Below are 23062 nucleotides of genomic sequence, written 5' to 3'. Positions count from 1 at the left end.
CAAGCGGAGCCGTGCCCGTTGCACCGGGCGCGCTGAAATGCCCGGCTCCTTGCGGGTCTGCCGGCGCTGCGATATGCCAGCCGGGCAGTTCTTTCCTCTGGCGGCGCATTCATGCCTTATCATCCCGTCCGTCCCGTCTCTAAAACCGCCTCCTGGTCCCGGCGGTTCGGCATCTTTGCCTTCACTCTGGCGATCACCGCCTTCCTGTTCCATCGCGCTGAAATCCTCACCGAAGCCAACGCCATCGCTGTCATCCTGCTGGCGGCGGTGCTCTCCCTCATTGCCGTCATCTGGTCGATGATCGGTTTCGGGATGTTGTGGCTGAACGGCGCCAAGGGCGGCAAGGCGGCCTTTCTCGGGCTCCTGCTCGCCGCCTTGGTGCTCGCCCCGGTGGGCTACGCCGCCAGTCGCCTGGTTCTCCTGCCCCCGATCCGCGATGTGACGACCGATCTCGCAGCGCCGCCGGCATGGCTGGTCGAGCCGCTGGCTGACCGCTCCTGGTTGCCATCGCCGGTCCTTCATCCGACCGAACAACGCGCCTTGCAAACCCAGTTCTACGGCCGGTTGTCGGGCCGCCGCTATGATGGGGCCATCGACCGTGTTCTCGAGGCGGTGACGGCCATGGCCGAGGATCGGCAATGGCAGCTTATCGAGACGTCCGGCGCGAAATTTCTCGCACCCGGCCAGGAGCCGCCGCCTGAAGATGCCAGCGCAATTTCCGCCGACGAGGGGCCGGCAGATGAAGGGCTCTCACCTGATGCCGCACCCGAACCGGAGGAAGCGCGGGGAGGCGAGGCACTTTCCCCGCTTGCGCCGGGAGCTGCCGGCGCCGCAGGTCCGGGACCACTGACAGATCCGGTGCTTGAAGACGGCGTGCCACGCATTTCCCAGCCGGTTGTGCGCCTGCAATTTGTCTGGCGCTCACCGCTTCTGGGGGTCACGCATGACATCCTGATACGCCTCGAAGAAGAGGCCGAGACGACCTTTGTCGACATGCGCGCCGCCACCCGCATCGGGCGTCATGATCTCGGTCTCAACGCACGACTTATTCAGGATTTTCTCGGACAGCTCGATGTGGCGCTGCTCGGCATCGCCGGCAGCCGCTGAGCGCAAGGCCGGGCTGATCAGGTCGGCCTATGATGCCGGCTCATAATGATTGCGCAGCCCGGGCGGTCCGTCCGTTGTGACAAGCCCGCGTTCCACCAGATCCTCGATATGTGCGAGCACCGATAGCGCCGCTGCGCCATGCAGCCTCTTGTCCGTGTCGCGATAGATCGTCGCCACCATCTCGGCGATTGTCCGGTCACCCTTGCTGATCCGGGCCAGCACCGCGCTTTCGCGCATCCGCCGGTGCGAACGCAAGGCGCGCACGAACTGGCGCGGCCGGCGAACCGGACCACCGTGACCGGGATAGTAGATGCGGTCATCGCGCTCCAGCAGCATGTCGAGTGAGGCCATGAATTCCTGCATGGAGCCGTCGGGTGGGGCAATGATCGTCGTCGCCCACGCCATGACATGATCGGCTGAAAACACGATGCCGTCATCGCCGGGGCCGCGCAGGGCGAATGCCGCGTGATTGGCGGTGTGACCCGGCGTGTGCAGAACCTCGATCTCCCAGCCGTCACCGGCAATCCGGGCCCCGTGTTCGGCGTTGATGTCCGGCCGGAAATCCAGGTCCGAGCTTTCCGCCAGAGGATTGGTCTCGCCGTGGTGCAGGGGACGTGATGCCCGGTGCGGCCCTTCCGCCACCGTCAATGCACCGGTCTCCTGTTGCAGGCGGGTCGCGAGCGGCGAATGGTCCCGGTGCGTGTGCGAGACGAAAATGTGGCTGACCGGACGCCCGCCGATCGCCGCCAGAAGCGCCTGCCAGTGCGCTTCATCCGCCGGACCCGGATCGATGACCGCAAGCGTGTCGGTTCCCACGATGTAGCTGTTGGTGCCGGCGAATGTCAGCGGCCCGGAATTGGGAGCGGTCAGGCGCATGATATTTACGGCAAGAGCGACCGGCCGACCGTCCCCGGCGTCAAAACTGCGGTCAAATTGCGGATCGTTCAAATCGATGTCTCCACGGTTTAGGATCGGCACAGGACAGGCCATACGATCAGGCGCTGCCATGCTGTACACCAGCCATGCCCCGTGTTCCTAGATCGAAATGGCGAGGATGAGCCGGTCAGTGCAGCCGGTTGCTGGACGCCGGCGCATTGATAAGCTCATGACCGGCGGGATCGAACGTCCGGTCCAGCGGGTGCCGACGATTCTCCGGCCGCCTCAGGCTGGGAACGATCATGTGCAGCATGTGCATGACTTCGGCGATGTTCTCCCCGTCGCAGGCCTCGCGCAGCGCAGTGAACCAGCCGGTGACGGTCTCGGCATCGACAGTCCGCGTCTGGACAACGAAGTAACCTTCGCCTCGATGCAGGATCCGGTCGTCGGGACCGTGGAACAGCTCTTCCTGTAGCTTTTCGCCGGGTCGAAGCCCGGTGAAGCTGATCTCGATGTCGCGGCCGGGGATGAAGCCGGCCAGCTGAATCAGCCGCTTGGCCAGATCGACGATAGACACCGGTTCGCCCATGTCGAGCACCAGCACCGCGCCTTTCCCCTTGCTGCCGGGCGTGCCATGCGATGCGCCCTGCAGGATCAGGCTGACCGCCTCGCGGATGGTCATGAAATATCGCGTCACGTCCGGATCGGTAACGGTGACCGGCCCGCCCTCGGCGATCTGTCGATTGAACAGCGGCACCACCGATCCCGCCGAGCCGAGCACATTGCCGAACCGGACCACCCGGAAATCCGTTTCCGTCGCCGAGAGATCGCGTGCCTGGCAGTAAAGCTCCGCGGCGCGTTTGGCGGCGCCCATAACGCCGGCCGGATTGACGGCCTTGTCGGTCGAAATCAGCACGAAGGTCTTGACCTTGGCCTGCACCGCGGCCTCGACCACGACGCTGGTCCCGAGTGCATTGGTCTTGACGGTCTCGACCGGATTGCGCTCGGCAATCGGCACATGCTTGATGGCCGCGGCGTGAAAAACCACGTCCGGAGCCTCGTGACGCATTAGATAGTGCACCCGTCGCGCGTCACGCACATCGCAAATCATCTGCGCAACCGGAATAGCGGGGAAGGCGTCGTGCAACTTGCTGCTGATGTCGTAAAGGTGGCTTTCAGACGCATCGAGCAGAACGAGTCGCGCCGGGTCATAGGCGGCAATCTGCAGGCACAATTCGGAGCCGATCGACCCGCCGGCCCCGGTCACCAGAATGGTCTTTCCCGCCAGGAACTGCCGCACCGCCGCGAGATCGACCCGCACCTCCGCGCGTCCGAGAAGATCGACGAGTCGCACCGGATTGGGCGTCAGCACCGGCAACGAGCCGCCACCCCCCGGCTCGACCAGAGCCGGCAGGCGCTTGATGGCAATCCCCGCATCAATGCAATGGTCGAGCAATTGTGCCATCTCTCTGCCGGTGATCGCTGGATCGGTGACGATCAGTTCGGTGATCCTCTGCCCGCGCGCCGCCTGCCGGGCCACGATATCGGCAATGGCGTCCGGCTTGCCCAGCACTTTCAGGCCATGCAGCGTGTCGCGCGTAGTCGCCCGCCGGTTGTCGATGATGCCGACGATCGATCGGCCCGCCTTGCTGCGCGAGCGCAGCGCCCTGAGATAGGAGGCGGTGGTGTCGGAAAACGGATAGACCAGCGCGCCGATGCTTGTCGCCTTATGCGGCAATGCCGGCAGCACCAGCCGTTCCTTGAGCAGGCGATAGCCCAGCCGTCCGGCCCCCAGTCCGACAATCCCGAACACCCAGCTCAGAACCATCGCCATGCGCGACAGATGTTCGACGCCCGCGACGAGGAAATTGATCAGCGTGTAGAGAACGACGGTCATGGTCACAGCGCGGATAATCGCTGCCATGTCGGGCAGGGAAGCATACCGCCACAGACCGCGATTGAGACGCATCGTCCAGATGCTCAGAACCGAGAGAACTGCGAAGAGGCCCAGTTGCCAGGCGACTGCCGGCCATGCCAGGAGCCATGCGGCCCCAAACGCCAGGAGGTGAGCCAGGGCAAAAGCTGCCAGAGATGCGGCGATGTCGTGCACCAACGCCAGCAGGCGCAGTACTTTTGCTTTCGATGCCATCGCCCCTCGATGTCCCCTTCGTCGCATTTCGGCCAAACTAGCCGATCTGGCTCTCGCAGTCCATAAGGCAACGCGGGCTGGACCCCCACGACAAAAAGGGGTATCTGGTTGAAAAGCATTAGTAACGAAGGCTGTTTATACTCAAATGCTAAATTATAAATATTTGGCAGATTCTGAGTTGGGGATAAGTTCAGGCACTTGGGGACCGCAGGAGTGTCACGCCTGGAACGGATACGGGATCGAAACCTCTCGCCCACACCCGGCATCATCAAGCGAGCTGCAGACCGTCACTGTTCTGCTGGCCGTTCGCAATGGTGAGCGCTTTTTGCCGGACCAGCTGGCGTCACTGCAGGCGCAATCCTGGCCGTCGATTGACGTGATCGCCGGTGACGATGGGTCCGAGGATCGCACGCCGCAGATCATTCAGGCATTTGCAAAGAGCTGGACGAGAGGGCGCGTGCACTGGCAGGCGGGGCCCAAAAAGGGGTTCGCGGAAAATTTCCGTCATCTCATCACCACTGCCGACATACGCGGAGAATACGTCGCCTTCTGTGATCAGGACGACCTCTGGCGACCGGACAAGCTTGCCAATGCCATCGCGCATTTGGAAAAGGAGCCGGCCACGCTACCAGCCTTGTACTGCGCCCGCACCGAGGCCTTTTCGGAAACCGGGCACCGCGCTCTCTCGCCGCTGTTTTCGCGCCCGCCCTCCTTTGAGAATGCCATGGTACAGTCGATCGCCGGCGGCAACACCATGGTGATGAACCGCGCCGCCTTCGAACTTGTGCGCGAAAGCGCCCGCCGCACGGATTTCGTCAGCCATGACTGGTGGTGCTATCTGATGGTGACCGGTCATGGCGGTGTCGTCCATTATTCTCCCCAGGCAGACGTGTTCTACCGCCAGCATGCGCACAACCTCGTCGGGGCGAACAACAGTTTGCCGGCCCGCCTGGCGCGGCTGCGCCTTCTGCTGGGCGGACGCTTCCGCCGATGGTCTGATATTCATATCGCCGCGCTGAGACAGTGCGAAGATCTGCTCGATCCATCGCATCGGCAAAAGTTTCGCCATTTCGTCGCCGCGCGCCGCGGCCCGGTCTGGCGCCGTCTGGCCCATCTGCGCAAATCCGGGGTCTACCGACAGACGCGCGCCGGCCAGGTCAGCCTTTTCATTGCCAGCGTATTCAGGCTAATTTGAAACCTCTGAACCTGATCCGACCAGGCGTCGAAGCTGAGATCTGCCGGACCGGAGACTGCGGAGTGCATTGCCTTGTAATTGACTGGGAAGGTCGTTCGTCATGAAAGGCATCATTCTTGCGGGCGGCTCCGGCTCTCGGCTGTCTCCGATGACGATTTCGCTCTCCAAGCAGCTGATCCCCATCTACGACAAGCCGATGATATACTATCCGTTGAGCGTCCTGATGCTGGCGCAGATTTCGGAAATCCTTATTATTTCCACGCCGCGCGATCTTCCGGCTTTTCGCGAATTGCTCGGCGATGGGTCGCAATTCGGCATCGCGCTTTCCTATGCGGAACAAGAGCGGCCGGAGGGGATCGCGCAGGCATTCGTGATCGGTCGCGAATTTATCGGCAATGACCGCTGTGCGCTGATCCTCGGCGACAATATCTTCTTTGGCGCCGGTTTGTCGGCCAAGTGCCGGCAGGCCCATGCACTCCAGACCGGTGCCACGGTGTTCGCCTATTATGTTCAGGATCCCGGTCGCTACGGCGTTGTCGAATTTGATGCCGAATCAGGCCAGGCGCTCAGCATCGAGGAAAAGCCGGCGCGCCCGAAGTCCAACTGGGCGGTGACCGGACTTTACTTTTACGACAATGATATCGTCGATATTGCCGCCAATATCGAGCCGTCGGCCCGTGGCGAGCTGGAAATCACCGATGTCAATCGGGCCTATCTCGAGCGCGGCGACCTGACGGTTGCGCGCATGGGGCGCGGCTACGCCTGGCTCGACACCGGCACCCCCGACAGTCTGCACGAGGCCTCATCCTTCGTGCGCACCATTGAGCACCGGCAGGGGTTCAAGATTGCCTGCCCGGAAGAAGTCGGGTTTGACAATGGCTGGATCACCGCCGATGAGCTTCTCGCCCGCGCCAGAAAACTCGGCAAGTCCGACTATGCCCGCTATCTGATGCGCTGTGCCTTGCAGGAGGGATGACGCGGCTGCCGCCACCGTCAGGCGGCCGGCCAGGTGCTGCGTCGAGAGGTCCTGGCCCTAGCCATTGCCGTAAAGATCACGGCTGTAAACCTTGTCGGCGACATCGGCGAGGTCCTCGCTGAAACGGTTGGCAACGATGATGTCACAGTCCGCCTTGAACTGCGTCAGGTCCTTTTCCACGCGCGAGTTGAAGAAGCTCTCCGCATCGAGCAGGGGTTCGTAGACGACGACCTCGATGCCCTTGGCCTTGATGCGCTTCATCACGCCCTGCACGCTTGAGCTGCGAAAATTGTCGGAGCTCTTTTTCATCACCAGGCGGTAGATGCCGACGCGCTGCGGCGATCTGGCGATCACCTGCTCGGCCACGAAATCCTTGCGCGTGGTGTTTGAATCGATGATCGCCTTGATCAGGTTCTGCGGCACGTCGAGATAGTTCGACAGCAGCTGCTTGGTGTCCTTTGGCAGGCAATAGCCGCCATAGCCGAAGGACGGATTGTTGTAGAAATTGCCGATGCGCGGGTCGAGGCAGACGCCATCGACGATTTGCTGCGTATTCAGCCCGTGCATGGCGGCATAGGTGTCAAGTTCGTTGAAAAAAGCGACCCGCATGGCGAGGTAGGTGTTGGCAAACAGCTTGATCGCCTCGGCCTCGGTCGCTTCGGTCAACAACACCGGCACATCATCCTTCAGCGCGGCCTGCGTCAACAGATCCGCGAACCGCTGCGCGCGTTCGGAGCGCTCGCCGACCACGATCCGCGTTGGATACAGATTGTCGTACAGCGCCGATCCTTCGCGCAGGAACTCCGGTGAGAACAGGATCTGCCGACTTTCGAATTTCGCGCTGACAGCCTTGGTAAAGCCGACCGGGATAGTCGATTTGATCACCATCACCGCCTGCGGATTGATCCGGGTGACATTGGCGATGACCTGTTCGATCGAGGCCGTATCGAATTCTCCACTTTGCGGATCATAACTCGTCGGTGTGGCAATGATGACGAAGTCCGCATCGCGATAGGCCTGTTCCGGTTCGAGTGTGGCCGTCAGAGAAAGCGGCTTGTGCTGCAGAAACTCGCAGATCAGGGGATCATCGATCGGCGACAATTTCCGGTTCAGCAGATCGACCCGCTCTGCATCGATATCGAGCGCCACCACATCATTGTGTTGTGCAAGAAGCACGCTGTTGGACAGACCAACATATCCTGTCCCCGCAACTGCGATCTTCATCACATCCCGCCTAAGTTTTGATCCACGCCCGCCGCATTTCTTTAGCTCTCCTTGCGCGCCGGCGAAAGAGCTTCGCCGATCTGCGTCCCGTTGTTTTGCGCCGCTGTTGCGTGTCGGTGCGTTTCATGCAAGACCACAAGAATTAGTAGAGGTATTTTTAGACTGCCGTCGAACAACGCGACCTTGAATTGCGGCGCAAAGGGTGGTGTGTCAGGTGCAGCCCTGCCGATTACAAGCGGCCGGGCGGGGATGTGGACGGGGACCGATGCACCAGTTTCGAAAGCTTGATCTAGAGGGCGTCATCGAAATCGTGCCCGCCCGGCACGGCGACGACCGCGGTTTCTTTTCCGAGGTGTATAATGCCGCCCGGTTCAAGGCGAACGGGATTCGCCCGGACTTCGTGCAGGACAACCACTCCTATTCGCAGGCGCGCGGCGTGCTGCGCGGGCTCCATTTTCAACTGCCTCCCTTTGCACAGGACAAACTGGTCCGCGTGGTCAAAGGCGCGGTGTTCGACGTCGCCGTCGACATCCGCACCGGCTCACCGACCTTCGGCCAATGGGTCGGGCGGGAGCTGTCCGCCGAAAAATGGAATCAGCTGTTCATCCCGGCCGGCTACGCCCACGGATTCATGACCCTCGAACCCGACACCGAGTTCCTCTACAAGGTGTCAGCGCCTTATTCTCCCGAGCACGACCGTTCGATCCGCTTTGATGATCCTGCAATCGGCATTGACTGGCCGATCAGCGCTGCGCAGATCACCGTATCCGACAAGGACAGGCGGGGCCCGCTGCTTGCCGAAATCGGCACGGGTTTCTCGGTCGAAGCAGGGGAGGCCGTGCGATGAACTACCTCGTGACCGGCGGTGCTGGATTTATCGGGTCGGCCGTGTGCCGGCGGCTCGCGGCAGACCCGGCTAATCGCGTGGTCAATCTCGATCTGCTGACCTATGCCGGCAATCTGGCTTCGCTCAAGAGCATCGAGGCGCAGCCGAATTATCGTTTCGTGCAGGGCGATATCGGCGATGAGGCGCTCGTTCTCCGGCTTCTGCGCGAGGAAAAGATCACCGTTCTGATGCATCTGGCTGCCGAAAGTCATGTTGACCGCTCGATCGACGGCCCGGATGCCTTTGTCGAGACCAATATCGTCGGCACCTTTCGCCTGCTGAAGGCGGCGCGCGCCTACTGGCAGGAGCTGAAGGGTGACGCGCGCCAGCGCTTTCGCTTCCATCACGTCTCCACCGACGAGGTGTTCGGCGATCTGCCTTTTGACAGCGGCATCTTCACGGAGGACACGCCCTATGATCCGTCCTCACCCTATTCCGCGTCGAAGGCTGCGGCCGATCATCTGGTGCGCGCCTGGAACCGCACCTACGGCCTGCCGGTCGTCATGACCAACTGCTCGAACAATTACGGCCCCTTCCACTATCCCGAAAAACTGGTCCCGCTGATCATCCTCACGGCGCTCGATCAGCGCCCCCTGCCGGTCTATGGCGCCGGCGACAACGTGCGCGACTGGCTGCATGTCGATGATCACGCTGCGGCGCTGGAATGTGTCGCGGCCCGTGGCCGGCTCGGTGCAAGCTACAATATCGGAGCGCGTGCCGAGCGGCGCAACATCGATGTGGTGCGCACCATCTGCACGCTTCTCGATCAGCGTCGCCCGCGCCCCTGCGGTGCCTCCCATGCAGATCTGATCACCATGGTGCCTGACCGGCCCGGCCATGATCGCCGCTATGCCATCGACCCGGCCCGCATTGAAGATGAACTCGGCTGGCGCCCGGCCCACAGTTTCGAAACCGGGATCGCCGCGACGATCGAGTGGTATCTGGAGAACGAATGGTGGTGGCGCCCGCTGCACGATCGCCAGGCGGGACGGCGGCTTGGTGCCGGCACCCCGCGCGAGGCGACGGCGTGAGGGTTCTGGTCATCGGCCGCAACGGCCAGGTCGTCCGCGCGCTGGCTGAGCGGGCCGGGACACACGCCTCTGCCCATCAATTCGCGTTCATCGCGCGCCCGCAGCTTGATCTCGCCGCGCCGGAAGCGATCCCCGGCGCCCTGGCCGGGCAGACGTTCGACATTCTTGTCAACGCGGCCGCCTTCACCGCTGTTGATGCCGCCGAGGAGCAGGAAGAACTGGCCCGCACGGTCAATGCGGTTGCCCCCGGTGTTCTTGCGGCCGAGGCGGCGCGGCGCGGCGCGCCGATCATTCATCTGTCCACCGATTACGTGTTCGATGGCAGCGGCGACCGGCCCTGGCGCGAAGACGATCCGGTTGCCCCGCTCAATGTCTATGGCACCACCAAGCTGGAGGGCGAGGATGCGGTGCGGCGCCACGCCCCGGCGCATCATCTCATCCTGCGCACCGCCTGGGTGTACAGCCCATTTGGCAGCAACTTTCTCAAGACCATGCTGCGTCTGGCAGCCGACCGCGATGAACTGCGCGTCGTCGCCGATCAGATTGGCAACCCGACCTCGGCCTACGACATTGCCGATGCCATCCTGGCGATCATCGATTGTTGGAGCCAGGGCGCCGACCATGCCTCGACCGGACTGGGCCGCACCTACCATGTGGCCGGGACGGGCGAGGCAAGCTGGTGCGATTTCGCGCGGGCCATCTTCGCGCAAAGCGCGCGGCTCGGCGGCCCGTCCGCCAGCGTGGTCGGCATTCCCAGCGAGGCTTATGTGACGAAAGCACGCCGGCCCGGCAATTCCCGCCTCGACTGTCACCGCTTCGCTGCCGATTTCTCCTGGCAGGCGCCAGCCTGGGGAGTATCTCTGCAGCGAGTTCTGCAGCGCCTGATGGCACCAATGACGCGACTGGAAGCATGATGGGCCAATCCTGCCCTCGAAAAAGGCCGAAGTAAGTGGCAAGCAACCGATAAAACGGGGTGGTCCACTAAAACGGGCCGCCCACTTAGGATATAAAAAGGACAAATGATTCTGTCGCCCTATTGATTTTTTGATTTTCTAAGGTTGCTGCAATGCAGCGGTGGCAGCACGCAAGAATTTGGAACCACAATATTATTGCAGCAGAAAGGCCGTAGACTTGGACAGCGGCGGAACCCACATACCCGCCGGTGATTGCGGGGCGGACGAGGGGCCGGGTGGAGATCAGCCCCGCACCTGCGTGCTTGTGCTTGGAATGCACCGCTCGGGGACCAGTCTGCTGACGCGAACCATCGGGGCACTCGGTGCCGCCCTCCCGCGCACGCTGTCCGGAGATGGTCCGGGCAATGAGACCGGCCACTGGGAGCCGCAGCGGATCGTTGAATTTAACGATGAGCTGCTCGCCGAAATTGGGTCAGCATGGCACGACTGGCAGCCGCTTCCGCTCCTGACCGATGAATATCGCTCGCAATTGGTAACCCAGATCCAGGGTCTGATCACCGACGAATATGGGGGTCATCCCGTCTTCGTTCTGAAGGATCCCCGCATTTGCCGTTTTGCCGATCTGTACCTGGACGCCTGCAATGATCTCGGCATCAAGTCCATGCCGATCATACCGTTTAGAAATCCGCTGGAAGTCGCCGATTCGCTTCGGGCGCGGTCGCAGAACTGGCCGGAAACATACGGCGAGGCGGATGCCATTCTCCTATGGCTGACTCACGTTCTCGACGCCGAGCATTCCACAAGGGGGCGGCAGCGGACCTTTGTTCCCTACTCCGGTTTGCTTGAGGACTGGCGTTCGACCGTGTCGAGGATGGATAGCCGGGGCGAATTGCCAATCGATGTCGACATGGACGCTGCGGCACCATTGCTCGATGCTTTCGTCTCGAAGAAACTTCGCCATCACTGGCGCGAAGACGAGGAAATTGCGACCAGTCACCACTATCAGGGATGGGTCGGGGAGGTTTACGACGCGCTGCGTGCGCTGTCCGGCGACTCAGCCGATCCGGGTGCGCTGGCGACATTCGATGATGTTCGGGATCAGTTGTCGCGGACTTTGCCGATCCTGTCGGCTCTTCGTCGCGACCGCTACCGCTTCATCGCGACAGCGCCGGTCCCCGGCGAAGCGGAAGGCGATGCGGAAAACCGGCCACTCTCGCAGGCGGCGCGGGACGAAGCGGGGAGTCATGAACAGCGCGACCAGCGCCGGCGCATGGCACTTCAGACTGCGAAAATGCAGGAGGAGCTTCAGTCTCGTCGACAGCAACTGGACGGCGCGCGACTGGCTCTCGGCGTAGACAAGTCCGACGAGCGGGCCCTGTCCGAGATCATCACATCGAAAAATCAGCAATGGCAGACCAAAGAGGCGGACAATGAGATGGCATTGAAGGCTGCAAATCAGCGCTTGGCCAAGGTTAGGCTTGAACTTAGCAACGCACAGAATGAAGCGAAGCATCAGGCTGACATCGCGCAAATGCTGACCGAATTGCGTCCGAGGCTTGACGAGGTCGTCCTTCGCCTTACCGCGACGGAAGGCGCGCTTGAAGAAAAGGGGCGGGAATTCAATTCTCTCGTGAAACTGCACAGTATGGTTGCAGAGCGCGAGGCCGAACTCAAGGCGCAGCTCCGAACCGTAGAGGAGGAGTTGAATGATCGTGAGCAATTGATTGTCGAGCTGGAGGAGCGCCTCACGAAGGAAAAGGAAGAAGCCGAAAGGATCGAGACGTGCTTTGAGGAGGAGCGGAAAAAGAACCGTGTCATCGAAGAGCAGGTCAAGGATTCGCAGGAAAAATTGGAAATTCTGCAATCTGAGTTGCTCGCAGAGCACGCAGACCTTGATGGCTACGAGGAAAGCCGAAACGAGGTTTTCGCTCTGACCCGAGAAATGGAAGAGAAGGATGAGTCCCTTCAAAAGCTGAACGACAAGGTTACGCTGTTAACTTCCGAGCTTGCGGCCGTAGTGCAGGAACTCAATCGCGAAAGGCGAACCATTCTGAAGCCGGCTTACCGCCGGATCTACAGCGGCGTCGGACGGCTGCTGCGCTTCTTCCTGAGCGATGATGCGGTGAGCCGCCTGCGCAGACGCGTGCCAAATCCGGAAGGCATCCCGCGCCATCTGACTGACGTCACGCCCGGTCTGCCGGTGACAACGGCCCCGCAGAGGAATTTCCATGCCAGCCCCGCATTGGCGGCGCCCGACATCTTTGTCTTCTCGATCATCAACTGGGATTTCCGGACGCAAAGGCCGCAGCACATCGCGCGGGCATTGGCGAAAACACATCGGGTCTTCTACGTTGAAATGACCATGGAGCAGGACGAGGCGTCCCTCGTGGAAATTTCCGAGAATCTGTACCGAATCCGTCTGGGAGCCCGCAAGGCAGGGCATATTCATCCCTATACGGGGCGCCCCGCAACACTGCAGGCGCAGAGGTGGGTAGAGGAATTCCTGAATGTCTGCGATCGCTTGTACCCGACGGCCTTCAAGCATGTGATCATCCAGCATCCGTTCTGGTGGCAGCTTGCCCGCCATCTGCCACCAGAGTTTTCAGTCCTGTTCGATTGCATGGATGACATAGCCGGATTTTCCAACACCAAGCCCTTCCTTCTGCAGCTTGAAAGGGACCTCATCGAACAATGCGACCGGATGGTCGTCAGTTCGCAATATCTCCTGGAGAAATACAGCGCCGTAAAGGCGCCGACCATGATCCGCAACGCGGGCGAGATCGATCATTTCACACACGACGAGGCGAACGAAGCATTGCCCTTATTCCTTGAGCAAGCGGGGTTCGAGCGGCATCCGGGCAAAATCCATATCGGATATGTGGGGGCGATTGCCGAATGGTACGATACCGAGCTGCTGCTCCGCGTGGCCACAGACCATCCGGAATTCCTTTTTCATCTTTGCGGCTCTGTCACTGCCTCAAGCGCGCTCAAGCTTGGCGAACTGAGCAATGTGACGCTGCACGGCGAGATACCCTACGCGCAAGTGCCCGCCTTCATCCGGCAGATGGACGTCATGATCATCCCGTTCAAACTGCTTCCGATCATCCAGGCTTGCGATCCGGTGAAGTTCTATGAGTATTCCGCCATGGGCAAGCCGACAGTTGCAACCCGCATGCCGGAACTCGAGCGGGCCGAACATCTCGTTTACTTTGCAAGTGACGCGGCCGAATTTGGTCAGCAGATCTCGAACGCCGCGGCTGCCGGGCGCGATCCGGACATTCAGGAAAAGCTGCGCGAATTTGCGGCGCAGAACACCTGGGACAGTCGTGGCGAGCAATTCGAGACGGTCTTGGAGACCTATCCGAAGGTTTCCGTCATCATATTGTCCTATGGAGATACGGCCTGGACCAAAGGGGCGCTTTTTTCACTTTTTGATGGCGGGCCGACCTATCCGGACATGGAGGTTCTGGTCGTCGACAATGGCTCGTCAGAGGAGGCGCTTGAGGAGTTGCGATCAGAATGCGCGCGCTACACCGATGCGCGCGTCATCGCTAATGGTACCAATCTCGGATTTGCCGCCGGCAATAATGTGGGGTTGCGCGAAGCATCCGGCGAATTCGTCATGCTGTTGAACAATGACACCTACGTCGCCGCTGGAGCCGTGCACGCGATGGTTCGTCATCTGCAACGCAATCCCTCAATCGGTGCGGTCGGTCCCCTGACCAACAATATCGGCAACGAGGCCAAGCTTGATGTCGAATACGCGGATATCTCCGAAATGAAGCGGGTCGCGCGCGCTTCCACCACCGGCTACCGCGGCCTCTTCTCGTCCTTGCGCGTCGTCGCTTATTTCGCCGTGATGTTCCGACGTGCCGATCTTGATCGGTTCGGCCTTCTCTCGGAGGACTACGGGCGCGGTATGTTCGAGGATGACGATCATTGTGCGGTCATCCGCTCGCAGGACATGATCTGCGCCCTGGCGGAAGATGCGTTTGTGCATCACCACCTTTCCGCGACATTCAACACCATCGAGAGTGATGAGCGCAGAGCCATGTTCGAGGAGAACAAGGCGATTTTTGAGCGGCGCTGGGGTCCCTGGACGCCGCACCGCTACCGGAAGGCGCGGCCGCCCTCAACATTCGATAATGTCTCCCGACGCAGGAAGGCCGCAAGGAACAAGTCATCATGAAAACCATCGTCGATGTGGGAATGAGCGAAGGCAACGACACCGATTTCTACTTGCGCAAGGGCTTCAGGGTAGTGGGGGTGGAAGGCAGCTGGAACGACGAGTTCAATGCTTGAACGCGTTATCCTCCACACCGGGACTGAAAAGACTGGCACCACCGCGCTGCAATCTGCCCTGTCGGACCAGCGCGCCGAGTTGGCCGCGCAAGGCGTCCTTGTGCCCACTTGTCTGGATTACGGCGGACCGCATCTGCGCTTGACGGTAGCGTGTCTGCAATTCAATCCGCGCGCCCCGCTGATTGCGTCCTTTGGTTTCGAAGATGCCGATCAGCACAGGCAGTTTCAGCGTGAGCTGCAAAAGGACATCTCGGTCGAAGTGTCCGCGAGTGCTGCTGACACGGCGATAATCAGTGATGAACATATCAATGTCCATTTGAACTCTGCGCCAATGTTGCGCAACACCGCGAAATTTCTTGGCGTGGATCCCGGTCGCGTCCATCCGGTCATTTTCTTGAGGTCGCAGGACAGCCTGCTCGCCGCGATGATGAGCGAATCGGTCAAATCACTCTCGATCCGTCACTACAGTCTGGATGATCCGGTCGCTGCATTGAAAGTTACCCGCTACCGCTTCGACTATGCGGCCATCATCAACAATCTTGAGGAAGCTTTCGGGGTCAGCAATCTGATCGTGCGCGGATACAAGGCCCCTTCGGACGTCGATGTAACGCAGGTCTTTGCCCAGAGTGTCGATATCAACCTTAGAACCCCTCCTTCCAACCTCGTCTCCGCCAATCGCTCGGTGCCGGCTGGTCTCATGCCGCCGCTGTGGCGTCTGGGGCAAGAGGTCGCCGAACAAGCCGGTTCCCAGCTGCGATCGGAATGGCGCGGCCTCATCGATCGGCTCATAACGGATTTCCCCTCCCGCTCGTTTCGGCTGAAGGAAACCGATGCGCTATCCTTTCTGCGCCGGTTTCAAGCCACGAACGAAAGCCTCGTCGCAAAATTCCCTCAGCTTGAAGACTGCTTTTTTTCACGGGCCCCGAACAATTCGGATCCGCAAGATGTTCTCGAGGTTGGGATCGAGCAGATAATCGAGAGCGCGGAGCAGCATCTGTCGAAGGATGCCTTTGTTCAGCTCGTGGCGATCGGCAATGATGTCGTACCGCGAACTTCACTTGGCGTTGCCATGCCTGGGCAGGGGGAGAAAACCCCACGCGTTGAAAGCGAGCCAACAGTGCCAACCACCTGCCCCGTATGCGCCATTTGTTATGAGCTCGACGGTGAGGCGGCACGCAGGGAAGGACCGCAATGCCCCAATTGCAAGGCGTCCGGAAGGGCGTCTGCGCTGCTTTGGGCCATTGCGCGCACGGTCTATGGAGAGGACCGGCCGATCAAGCTTCAGCCCGCCCGCAAGGACATAAGGATCATCGGGTTATCCGACGGGCCGGTGTATCGGGACCTTCTCGCCTCGCGTTTTGACTACACCAACACCTTCTACCACCAGGAACCGTTTCTCGACATCATGGAGCCGGCGGAAGTGTATGACGGCATTGCGGATATCCTGATTTCCTCCGAGGTCTTCGAGCATGTGATCGGCGATTATTCCGCTGCCTTTCGCGGTGCGCATAAGATTCTCAAGCCGGGCGCGAAGCTCATCCTGACGGTGCCCTATCAGAATGTCGGTGAGCATCGCGAGCACTATGAGAATTGCACTGGCTACAGCAGTTTTCAGGACGACAAAGGAAGATGGCTGGCAGAAATTGAATATGCGGATGGCACCAAATCTGTTGATCATCAACCGCGCTTTCATGGAGGGCTAGGCAAGATATTAAAGATGCGGCTCTTTTCCCGTGACAGCCTGCAATCCGCCCTGCGAGAAGCTGGGTTCGTGGACATCACGTTTCATGATCGCAATATGCCCGAGCACGGCATCGTCTGGGGCAAGCCGTCTCGACTCGTCACGGCGCTGAGGCCCAGGGACCAAGCGGCGGACCGAGCGCCGCAGCGCCGCGAAAGCGCTCCCCGCAAGGCCGATACCCTGCTTGGCAAGGAATTCGCGCCAACTGTCGACTTGATGAAGCTGGCAGAAGCGGAGGGTGCCGATCTGCTAGCCGACCCGGAAAACGCGCAAACCATTGCCGATGCGATTTGCGCGACGTTCTCAACCGCAAAGGGGCCACTGGAGATTGCGCACAAGGATGAGATCGCGGCGATCTCGCATCGCCGCTCGTGCGTTCCCAAATCCAGTCGGCCGGTGCCGCGCGCCAACTGGACCGGAAACGGCGACGATGTTCGACCAGCCGAACGCGACCTCCTCCTGGAGCCGGATGCCATCGGCGCCATCGTTGAGGCCATCGGCAATGCATGAATCCCGACGTCGCATTCTCTGCATCGTCGGAACCCGCCCGGAGGCCATCAAGATGGCCCCGGTCATCCTGGCGCTGCGGCAACAGCCCTGGGCAGATCTGCGCGTCGCGGCGACCGCCCAGCATCGCCATCTGCTCGACCAGGTCTTCGAGTTCTTCGACATTGCCGCCGACATCGATCTGGATGTCATGCGGCCGAATCAGACACTGTCCGAACTCACGGCTCGTCTGCTGACCGGGCTTGACGACGTCCTCGCCGCAGAAAAACCGGCTGCGGTTCTTGCCCAGGGCGACACCACAACGGTGATGGTCGCCGCGCTCGCCTGCTTTTACCGCCATATTGCATTCGGTCATGTCGAGGCGGGATTGCGCACCGGCAACATTGATAATCCGTTTCCCGAGGAAGCCAACCGTGTGATCGCCGGCCTGTTCGCAAAATGGCACTTTGCGCCGACAAAGGGCGCGGGAAGCCATCTGCTTGCCAGCGGTGTCCGAAAGGACGCTGTTCATGTGGTCGGCAATACGGTGATCGACGCGTTGTTTGCGGCGCGCGCCGGAAAACTGCCTTTGCCCGTCGAACTGGCGGATCAGCAACGCCTGATCCTGGTGACGGCGCACCGTCGCGAGAATTTCGGAGCGCCGTTTCTGCGTATCTGCAAGGCCCTGCGCGCCCTCTCGCAGGCCAATCCGGAAACGCGCTTTCTATTTCCCGTTCACCCCAATCCGAACGTCCGCGACGTCGCTCACCAACAACTTTCCGGGTGCTCGAATTTCATCCTCTGCGAGCCGCTCGAATATGCGGAGTTCATCGCGGCGATGGACCGATCCCATCTGATCCTCACGGATTCCGGCGGTGTGCAGGAGGAAGCGCCGGCGCTTGGCAAGCCGGTGCTGGTGCTGCGTGATGAAACCGAACGGCCGGAAGCAGTGGAGGAGGGAGTGGTCAAATTGGTCGGCACGCAGACCGCGACCATCGTGCGCGAGGCGCAATTGCTGCTGGACGATGAGAGGGCATGGAGCGCCCTTGCGCGCGGCATCTCTCCGTATGGCGACGGCGAGGCTGCCAATAGGATCGCAAGTATCTTGAAGAATGCGCTTTCGGCCTGAGATCTGTACCTGCCGTTTGTCCGCTCAGGCCTTTTCAGCCTGGGCGTAATAGTCGATTGCCGCGTCGATGTCGCCGAAGAACACCGCGCTGCCGTGGTTCATGACAAGGCCCTTGGTGCAGGTGTCGCGAAGCATCGCGGCTGAATGGCTGGCCAGAACCACGATGGCTGCCTTGCTCACGAATGCCGCCATTCTTGCCGCCACCTTCTCCTGCATCGACTTGTCTCCGGCGCCAAGCCACTCGTCGAGTATCAAGACATCAAATGGAATGGCAGTGGCCACTCCGAACGTCAGGCGCGCCCGCATTCCGGCAGAATAGGTGTAGAGGGGCTGATCGAGGAAGGGACCGAGCTCGGCAAAGTCCTCGACATCCGCCACCAACTGGTCGATCTCCGAGCGCCGCATACCGGAAATCAGGCCCTTGAGCGCAATGTTGCGCCGCCCGGTGGCTTCCGGTCGGAATCCGAGACTGGGGTTCAAGGCGTTCCCCACGACACCACGAGAGCGTATGCTGCCGCTGGTCGGCAGAAAGATTCCGGCCAAAAGTCGCAACAGGGTTGTCTTGCCGCAACCGTTGTGCCCGATCAGACCGAGGGACTCGCCCGCCGCAAGCTTGAAGGAAACATCCTTGACAGCGATCAGGCGCGAGGAGCTGCCCTGTCTGACGATCTCGCCGCCGATCGGGCTGGCGATCCGCTGGCCGCCGGGGTTCAGCCGGTATTCCAGCCGCACCGACTGCGCTTCAAGGAAGCTGTGTTCTTTGCCTATAGCCAATGCGCGATCCTTTTCCGCGTCGCGGTGAAGACTATGATGCCGAGAGCAAGCAGCAATGTGGTGCAGCTGGTGGTCACAAGCCATGCCTCGACCGGAATTTCACCCGTGATCAGCGGCACGCGTATGATGTCCAGGTAGTAGGTCAGGGGATTCCATTTGGCGATCGTTTCCCGCACCGTGCCGGGCGACGCCACCCAGATGATCGGCGTTGCGAAGAAAAGCATCCGCATGATGGCCTGTATCGCATAGACGCTGTCGCGCCATCGGGCGCCAATCGGTCCGAGCGTCAGGCAGAGCGCGAACGCGGAAAGATAATAGACGAGGAGGGACGGGAGGATTGTCCAGATATTGGCTGGGCGCGCATCACCGAAAATGACAATCAGCAGAGTGGCGACTGTGGAGACCAGCAGCAGTTCGATGAACGAGTGAAAGATGAGCTTGTTGATGTAGAGAACGTAGGGCAGGTTGGAGCTCAGGATCCAGGTCCTGTTGGCGAAATATAGATTTGCCGCTCCCGGGATGATGGCGCTCATGAAGGTGAACAAGGTGAAGCCAATCACGAGGTGCGAAAAGAAATCGTAGCCTTCCACCAGCGCCAGGCCGGAAAACACGACCTGCTTGATGACGATGAAGGCCAGGAACGAAATCATGATCCAGGCGACGCCGATATAGCTGCGCCGGTACCGATCTCTCAAGTCTTCGACAGCCAATTCAAAAGAGAGCGACGATTTGGAGAACCCTTGCTTCAGGTCGTGCAAGGCGAACAGAAACGGCGATGGTCGATGCATATGCGTCTCGGCCTGTCGTAAAAGGTAATCATTGTCTTCGCTGCCGCGTTTTCAGCGTGAGTCGCGTAGCTATATCAAAAATGAGCGGATGTCGTCTCGGAAGAGGATGAATTGAGGCTGCTGACTTGATCGGACGGCAACGCAGCAAGAAGCGTTTCGACATCTTTCGCGGCGCAACTCTTGCAGGCACGATTTGAAAGAATAGTATTACCAATGGGGCAGAAACTGCTTGGTTCTATAGAGGTGCTCACCCGCATCAATAATGCGGTCGACGAAGGCAATGCGTTCAGCCTGCTGCGCCTTGGCGATGGTGAGGGTGCACTTCTCGCTTTCACGGCGTCCTCGCCGAAGCCGGACCTTGACTATCTGCGCCAGCATTTTGGTCCGCATGCAACGGTTACCCAGATTTTGCAGGCGCAAGGGCGCTTGCGAGCCAGCATCGCGGCGGCCGACATTCTCGGCATACGCGACGATGTGTGGAATGCAGCACCCGAGGCCGACCGGCTCGATCCCGAAAGCGATGGTTTTTTCTCCGAGTTCAAGCGGATCTTCCCGCTGCGCCCTGTCGAACGAGACCGGCTGCCGGAACACGGCGCGCGGCGCATTTTCTTTCTCCGTCAATGGCTTGCGGATCAATCGCGCGGCGAGTTGCCGGATGTCTGCTCCGCCTGGATACATGCCGACCTGCAATTGCTCGACTATTGGGAAGGACTGCTCTCGCGGCTTTCCACCATTGGGCTGATTCACAATTCGGCGTCACTTGCCGAGCGCCTGGCGCATCGCTTCGGTGTGAAGGTAGACTTTATCGCCGTGCCAAAAATGGCAATCGAGCTTAGCGGCAAGGCGGGCGTGCAGAGTGTGATGTACCATACAGATTGTGTGCCGAATATAGACGCAAAGATCGCTGCAAGGCTGCAGGGTAAGGTCTTCTTGGTGGCCGCAGGACTGGTCGGCAAACACTATTGCCGCCTCATCAAGGAACGCGGCGGCATCGCATTGGATATCGGTGCGGTGGCGGATGCGTGGGACGGGAAGTCCTCGCGCGGGTTGGTGTATGCAGATAAGTGCCCCTTAACAGCCTCGCAATATGGCGCGCCACCGGAAATGCAATTGGGCGTCCGGCGCAGCGCCACTCCCAAATCAGCGGGAAAGCGCATCATTCTGCATATCGGCCTGTCGAGAACCGCGACCACCAGCATCCAGAATACGCTTCGCGCCAACGCCCCGCGGCTTGAAAATGCCGGCGTCTGTTATCTCGCAGCCGGGCGCCACAGGGGCACGTCAAAGAACCACCATGAACTGGCCACCGTTTTCGGCAGTGGCAGGAGATTGCTCGATCAGCAGGCCATACCCCCTGACCTATGTGAACTCCGACGCCTGCTGGACGACGCGGCCTCTGAGATCGAGAGGACAGAGGCCGAGCTCTTTCTCTTCAGTTCGGAATTGTTCAGCAATTTTTCACCCTGCCGCGACAGTGAAGATATACTTGTGCGCTGGCTCGCCGATCGCGACGCCTATGTGCTGATCAGCCTGCGCAATCAGTTCGACTGGCTCGTCAGTTGGCATCGTCAGGCGGGGCGAGCCGGCAATACGCCGTTGTTTCTCGACGAGTTTCTGCGAGATTCGTCGAAATTGCCCAACAGCGAACGGTTTGACGGCAATTTTCTCAGAAAGGCGAGGCGCTACGAAAAGTGGGTGGGGGCCGACCGGCTAATTCTGCGCAGCTATGATGAGGACCGCAAAAACGCTGGCGTGATCAATGGCTTTATCCAAGCGCTGAACCCGGCGCGGCCGTTGCAATTGCCGGATGCAACAGACAATGTCGGCTTCACGTCTGTCCGCCCCGAATTGGTTCTGCGTAAGATCATCGATCGGCGCCGGGCTTGCAACATGCCGCTTGAACCCGCCGCAGCGGCAATCGCTGACCTGCATCCCTCTGACCCGGTCTTAGAAGAGCTGCTGGACCGCGCCTTTCTCACTGGAGCCTATGCCAGTCGCAAGGATGAGCTTCGCCAGATGATCCGCGACAGATACGCCCTGACCAATACCGCTCTCGCGGATCAGTATCGTCTGCAGATTGCGATCTAGCTCAGGCTCTACAACTCCACCGTCAGTCCCATCGTGGCCACCAGCTGGATGCCGAGATCTCCAGCCGGGCTGTATTCGCGCACGAACACCAGATTGCTGTCGGACACCGGTGAGGCCTGGCTGCAGGCGATCATCAGCAGCCCTTCACCCGCAACACCCTTGTTCAGCGAAGATCCATTCGCGAAGGTGCCGCTGACGCCCGTCGGGGTGATCCGTATCTGCGTGAATTGCGTTTCGCTCAGCACCGCCGTATCTCCGGACGCGTAATATTTGGCGAACAGTCCGACCTGACGAAACACCCGGCCGAACTGCGTTTGCATCATCGGGCTGATGTCGCAGGCAATGACTCCGCCAGGCGTGATGGACGTCGGATCGCCGATTTGCACGCTGTCGCCAGGCGACCAGCCCGCAACGCTAGCAGCATCGAGGACCTGCAATTGCGTGGCCTCGTCGCTCCAGATCACCCAGGCGCTCTCTTCCGGCGATTTCGAGATGTTCCAGATGCGCACCATGACGCGCTCGTTCATCTGCCCGGAAAAGAACAGCGCCGCATCACCGGTCGCCAGACTGAGCAGATCGCCGGCCACGCCGGTCAGTTGCGCCGTGCGCGGATTGGCGGCGTGCGCGGCATTGATTCGGTATATGACCGTTCCGGGCACCGCCAGAAACCCCTGCGGACGCTGGCCGCTGTCGCCATGCAAAAGGCCGTTCGGGAACTGCACGCGTCCATCCTGTCGGTCGATGTGCAAGGCCTCTGACCAGGTGCTGCCGTCGGCGCTGACCTTGACGCGCCAGTCATCATCGCCGGTCAGGCCGAATTCGGCGCGTCCTGACCAGCCGGTCTGAAACACCACCGAGGCAGTATCCATCTCTCCCGCCTTGTTGACGATATGCCGCGCCGAGCCGGTGCCCGGCGTGACGTCATCATGGCTGTGCAGCACGGCGTCGGCCTTGACCACCATGCGGTTCGTTTCATCGGCCGCCGCATTGACACCGAAGAGTGGCAATTGCGTGGGAAAGTCCGGGACGACTGCCGCCCAGCTGCCGGTGCTGTACACCAGCAATTGCTGCGTGTCGGCGACCCAGGCGCGCCAGCCCTCCTGCGGTTTGAAAAAGCTCCAGCCGCCATCCTGAAATGCCGCGATATCTCCATCCTGCCCCTGCCAGGCGCCGCTGCCGCCTGCGCTGACGAGATAGCGGTCTCCCTCGCTCACGGTTCCCGGGGGTCCGCTCAGATCAGCCGAAAGGACGGCCAGTTGCACCAGCGCGTCCAGCCCGCTCAGCGCCTCGTTGTGGGTGACATGCTTTTGCGCCTGCGCCGCTTGCAGATACGGCAGGCCAAGATGGGATGTCGACATCGCGCTCATTGCAAACTCCGCTGCGGATAGGACAAGGG

Annotated in this window: 16 protein-coding genes; 10 read left to right on the top strand and 6 right to left on the bottom strand. The window is 60.6% G+C overall.

The window, feature by feature from the left end; genetic code table 11:
* Positions 1–111 precede the first annotated feature (111 nt).
* Positions 112–1107 (top strand): DUF1499 domain-containing protein, encoded by a 996-nt coding sequence (locus tag KY465_RS06405; protein ID WP_219200871.1) that lies wholly within the window; start codon positions 112–114, stop codon positions 1105–1107.
* 27 nt (positions 1108–1134) lie between these two features.
* Here the strand turns inward: KY465_RS06405 and KY465_RS06400 are convergent, their stop codons facing one another.
* Positions 1135–2097, bottom strand: coding sequence for an MBL fold metallo-hydrolase (locus KY465_RS06400; RefSeq protein ID WP_219201693.1), 963 nt, complete (start codon positions 2095–2097; stop codon positions 1135–1137).
* A gap of 73 nt (positions 2098–2170) precedes the next feature.
* A complete protein-coding gene (locus tag KY465_RS06395) occupies positions 2171–4132 on the bottom strand; it encodes a polysaccharide biosynthesis protein (RefSeq protein ID WP_219200870.1) in 1962 nt (653 codons plus the stop codon).
* 238 nt (positions 4133–4370) lie between these two features.
* Here KY465_RS06395 and KY465_RS06390 point away from each other — a divergent pair, with 238 nt between their 5' ends.
* Together KY465_RS06390 and rfbA are read left to right on the top strand one after the other, a co-directional pair.
* Positions 4371–5327 carry a glycosyltransferase family 2 protein gene (locus KY465_RS06390; protein WP_428982980.1) on the top strand — a complete coding sequence of 319 codons (957 nt, stop codon included), beginning with the start codon at positions 4371–4373 and terminating at the stop codon, positions 5325–5327.
* Positions 5328–5427: 100 nt separating this feature from the next.
* Entirely contained in the window at positions 5428–6303 is an 876-nt protein-coding gene (gene rfbA / locus KY465_RS06385) for a glucose-1-phosphate thymidylyltransferase RfbA (RefSeq protein WP_219200868.1), read from the top strand.
* Between the two features lie 57 nt (positions 6304–6360).
* On the opposite strand, the gene KY465_RS06380 is transcribed toward rfbA, so the two are convergent.
* Positions 6361–7527 (bottom strand): nucleotide sugar dehydrogenase, encoded by a 1167-nt coding sequence (locus KY465_RS06380; RefSeq protein WP_219200867.1) that lies wholly within the window; start codon positions 7525–7527, stop codon positions 6361–6363.
* Positions 7528–7792: 265 nt separating this feature from the next.
* On the opposite strand from KY465_RS06380, the gene rfbC reads away from it, so the two are divergent.
* From rfbC to wecB, 6 genes are all read left to right on the top strand, one after another.
* Positions 7793–8374: a dTDP-4-dehydrorhamnose 3,5-epimerase gene (gene rfbC, locus KY465_RS06375; RefSeq protein ID WP_219201692.1), complete on the top strand. Its 582-nt coding sequence runs from the start codon at positions 7793–7795 to the stop codon at positions 8372–8374.
* Positions 8371–9444 (top strand): dTDP-glucose 4,6-dehydratase, encoded by a 1074-nt coding sequence (rfbB, locus tag KY465_RS06370; RefSeq protein WP_219200866.1) that lies wholly within the window; start codon positions 8371–8373, stop codon positions 9442–9444. The genes rfbC and rfbB overlap by 4 nt, the downstream gene beginning before the upstream one ends.
* Positions 9441–10358 (top strand): dTDP-4-dehydrorhamnose reductase, encoded by a 918-nt coding sequence (rfbD, locus tag KY465_RS06365; RefSeq protein WP_219200865.1) that lies wholly within the window; start codon positions 9441–9443, stop codon positions 10356–10358. Before rfbB ends, rfbD begins: the two co-directional genes overlap by 4 nt.
* Before the next feature lie 217 nt (positions 10359–10575).
* Complete coding sequence (locus tag KY465_RS06360) at positions 10576–14547, top strand: glycosyltransferase (RefSeq protein ID WP_219200864.1); 3972 nt, start codon at positions 10576–10578, stop codon at positions 14545–14547.
* Positions 14548–14652: 105 nt separating this feature from the next.
* A complete protein-coding gene (locus KY465_RS06355; RefSeq protein ID WP_219200863.1) occupies positions 14653–16911 on the top strand; it encodes a methyltransferase domain-containing protein in 2259 nt (752 codons plus the stop codon).
* Positions 16904–18016 (top strand): non-hydrolyzing UDP-N-acetylglucosamine 2-epimerase, encoded by a 1113-nt coding sequence (gene wecB / locus KY465_RS06350; RefSeq protein WP_219200862.1) that lies wholly within the window; start codon positions 16904–16906, stop codon positions 18014–18016. The genes KY465_RS06355 and wecB overlap by 8 nt, the downstream gene beginning before the upstream one ends.
* 24 nt (positions 18017–18040) lie before the next feature.
* Here wecB and KY465_RS06345 read toward each other — a convergent pair whose 3' ends face one another.
* Positions 18041–18790: an ABC transporter ATP-binding protein gene (locus tag KY465_RS06345; protein WP_219200861.1), complete on the bottom strand. Its 750-nt coding sequence runs from the start codon at positions 18788–18790 to the stop codon at positions 18041–18043.
* On the bottom strand, positions 18781–19578 hold the full coding sequence (locus tag KY465_RS06340) for an ABC transporter permease (protein ID WP_219200860.1): 798 nt from the start codon (positions 19576–19578) through the stop codon (positions 18781–18783). The genes KY465_RS06345 and KY465_RS06340 overlap by 10 nt, the downstream gene beginning before the upstream one ends.
* 213 nt (positions 19579–19791) lie before the next feature.
* Here KY465_RS06340 and KY465_RS06335 point away from each other — a divergent pair, with 213 nt between their 5' ends.
* Positions 19792–21666: a GT-D fold domain-containing protein gene (locus KY465_RS06335; RefSeq protein WP_219200859.1), complete on the top strand. Its 1875-nt coding sequence runs from the start codon at positions 19792–19794 to the stop codon at positions 21664–21666.
* Between the two features lie 8 nt (positions 21667–21674).
* Here KY465_RS06335 and KY465_RS06330 read toward each other — a convergent pair whose 3' ends face one another.
* Complete coding sequence (locus KY465_RS06330) at positions 21675–23033, bottom strand: DUF2793 domain-containing protein (protein ID WP_219200858.1); 1359 nt, start codon at positions 23031–23033, stop codon at positions 21675–21677.
* Positions 23034–23062: the final 29 nt, after the last annotated feature.

This window comes from Neohoeflea coraliihabitans (assembly GCF_019334345.1).
Lineage (GTDB): Bacteria > Pseudomonadota > Alphaproteobacteria > Rhizobiales > Rhizobiaceae > Pseudohoeflea > Pseudohoeflea coraliihabitans.
Note: the sequence above shows the minus strand (reverse complement) of the source record. Positions and strands in the feature narration are given on the sequence as shown.

Coding starts and splice junctions, on each gene's coding strand:
- KY465_RS06405 (WP_219200871.1), top strand. CDS start 112: ATGCCTTATCATCCCGTCCGTCCCGTCTCTAAAACCGCCTCCTGGTCC.
- KY465_RS06400 (WP_219201693.1), bottom strand. CDS start 2,097: ATGGCCTGTCCTGTGCCGATCCTAAACCGTGGAGACATCGATTTGAAC.
- KY465_RS06395 (WP_219200870.1), bottom strand. CDS start 4,132: ATGGCATCGAAAGCAAAAGTACTGCGCCTGCTGGCGTTGGTGCACGAC.
- rfbA (WP_219200868.1), top strand. CDS start 5,428: ATGAAAGGCATCATTCTTGCGGGCGGCTCCGGCTCTCGGCTGTCTCCG.
- KY465_RS06380 (WP_219200867.1), bottom strand. CDS start 7,527: ATGAAGATCGCAGTTGCGGGGACAGGATATGTTGGTCTGTCCAACAGC.
- rfbC (WP_219201692.1), top strand. CDS start 7,793: ATGCACCAGTTTCGAAAGCTTGATCTAGAGGGCGTCATCGAAATCGTG.
- rfbB (WP_219200866.1), top strand. CDS start 8,371: ATGAACTACCTCGTGACCGGCGGTGCTGGATTTATCGGGTCGGCCGTG.
- KY465_RS06355 (WP_219200863.1), top strand. CDS start 14,653: ATGCTTGAACGCGTTATCCTCCACACCGGGACTGAAAAGACTGGCACC.
- wecB (WP_219200862.1), top strand. CDS start 16,904: ATGCATGAATCCCGACGTCGCATTCTCTGCATCGTCGGAACCCGCCCG.
- KY465_RS06340 (WP_219200860.1), bottom strand. CDS start 19,578: ATGCATCGACCATCGCCGTTTCTGTTCGCCTTGCACGACCTGAAGCAA.
- KY465_RS06335 (WP_219200859.1), top strand. CDS start 19,792: ATGGGGCAGAAACTGCTTGGTTCTATAGAGGTGCTCACCCGCATCAAT.
- KY465_RS06330 (WP_219200858.1), bottom strand. CDS start 23,033: ATGAGCGCGATGTCGACATCCCATCTTGGCCTGCCGTATCTGCAAGCG.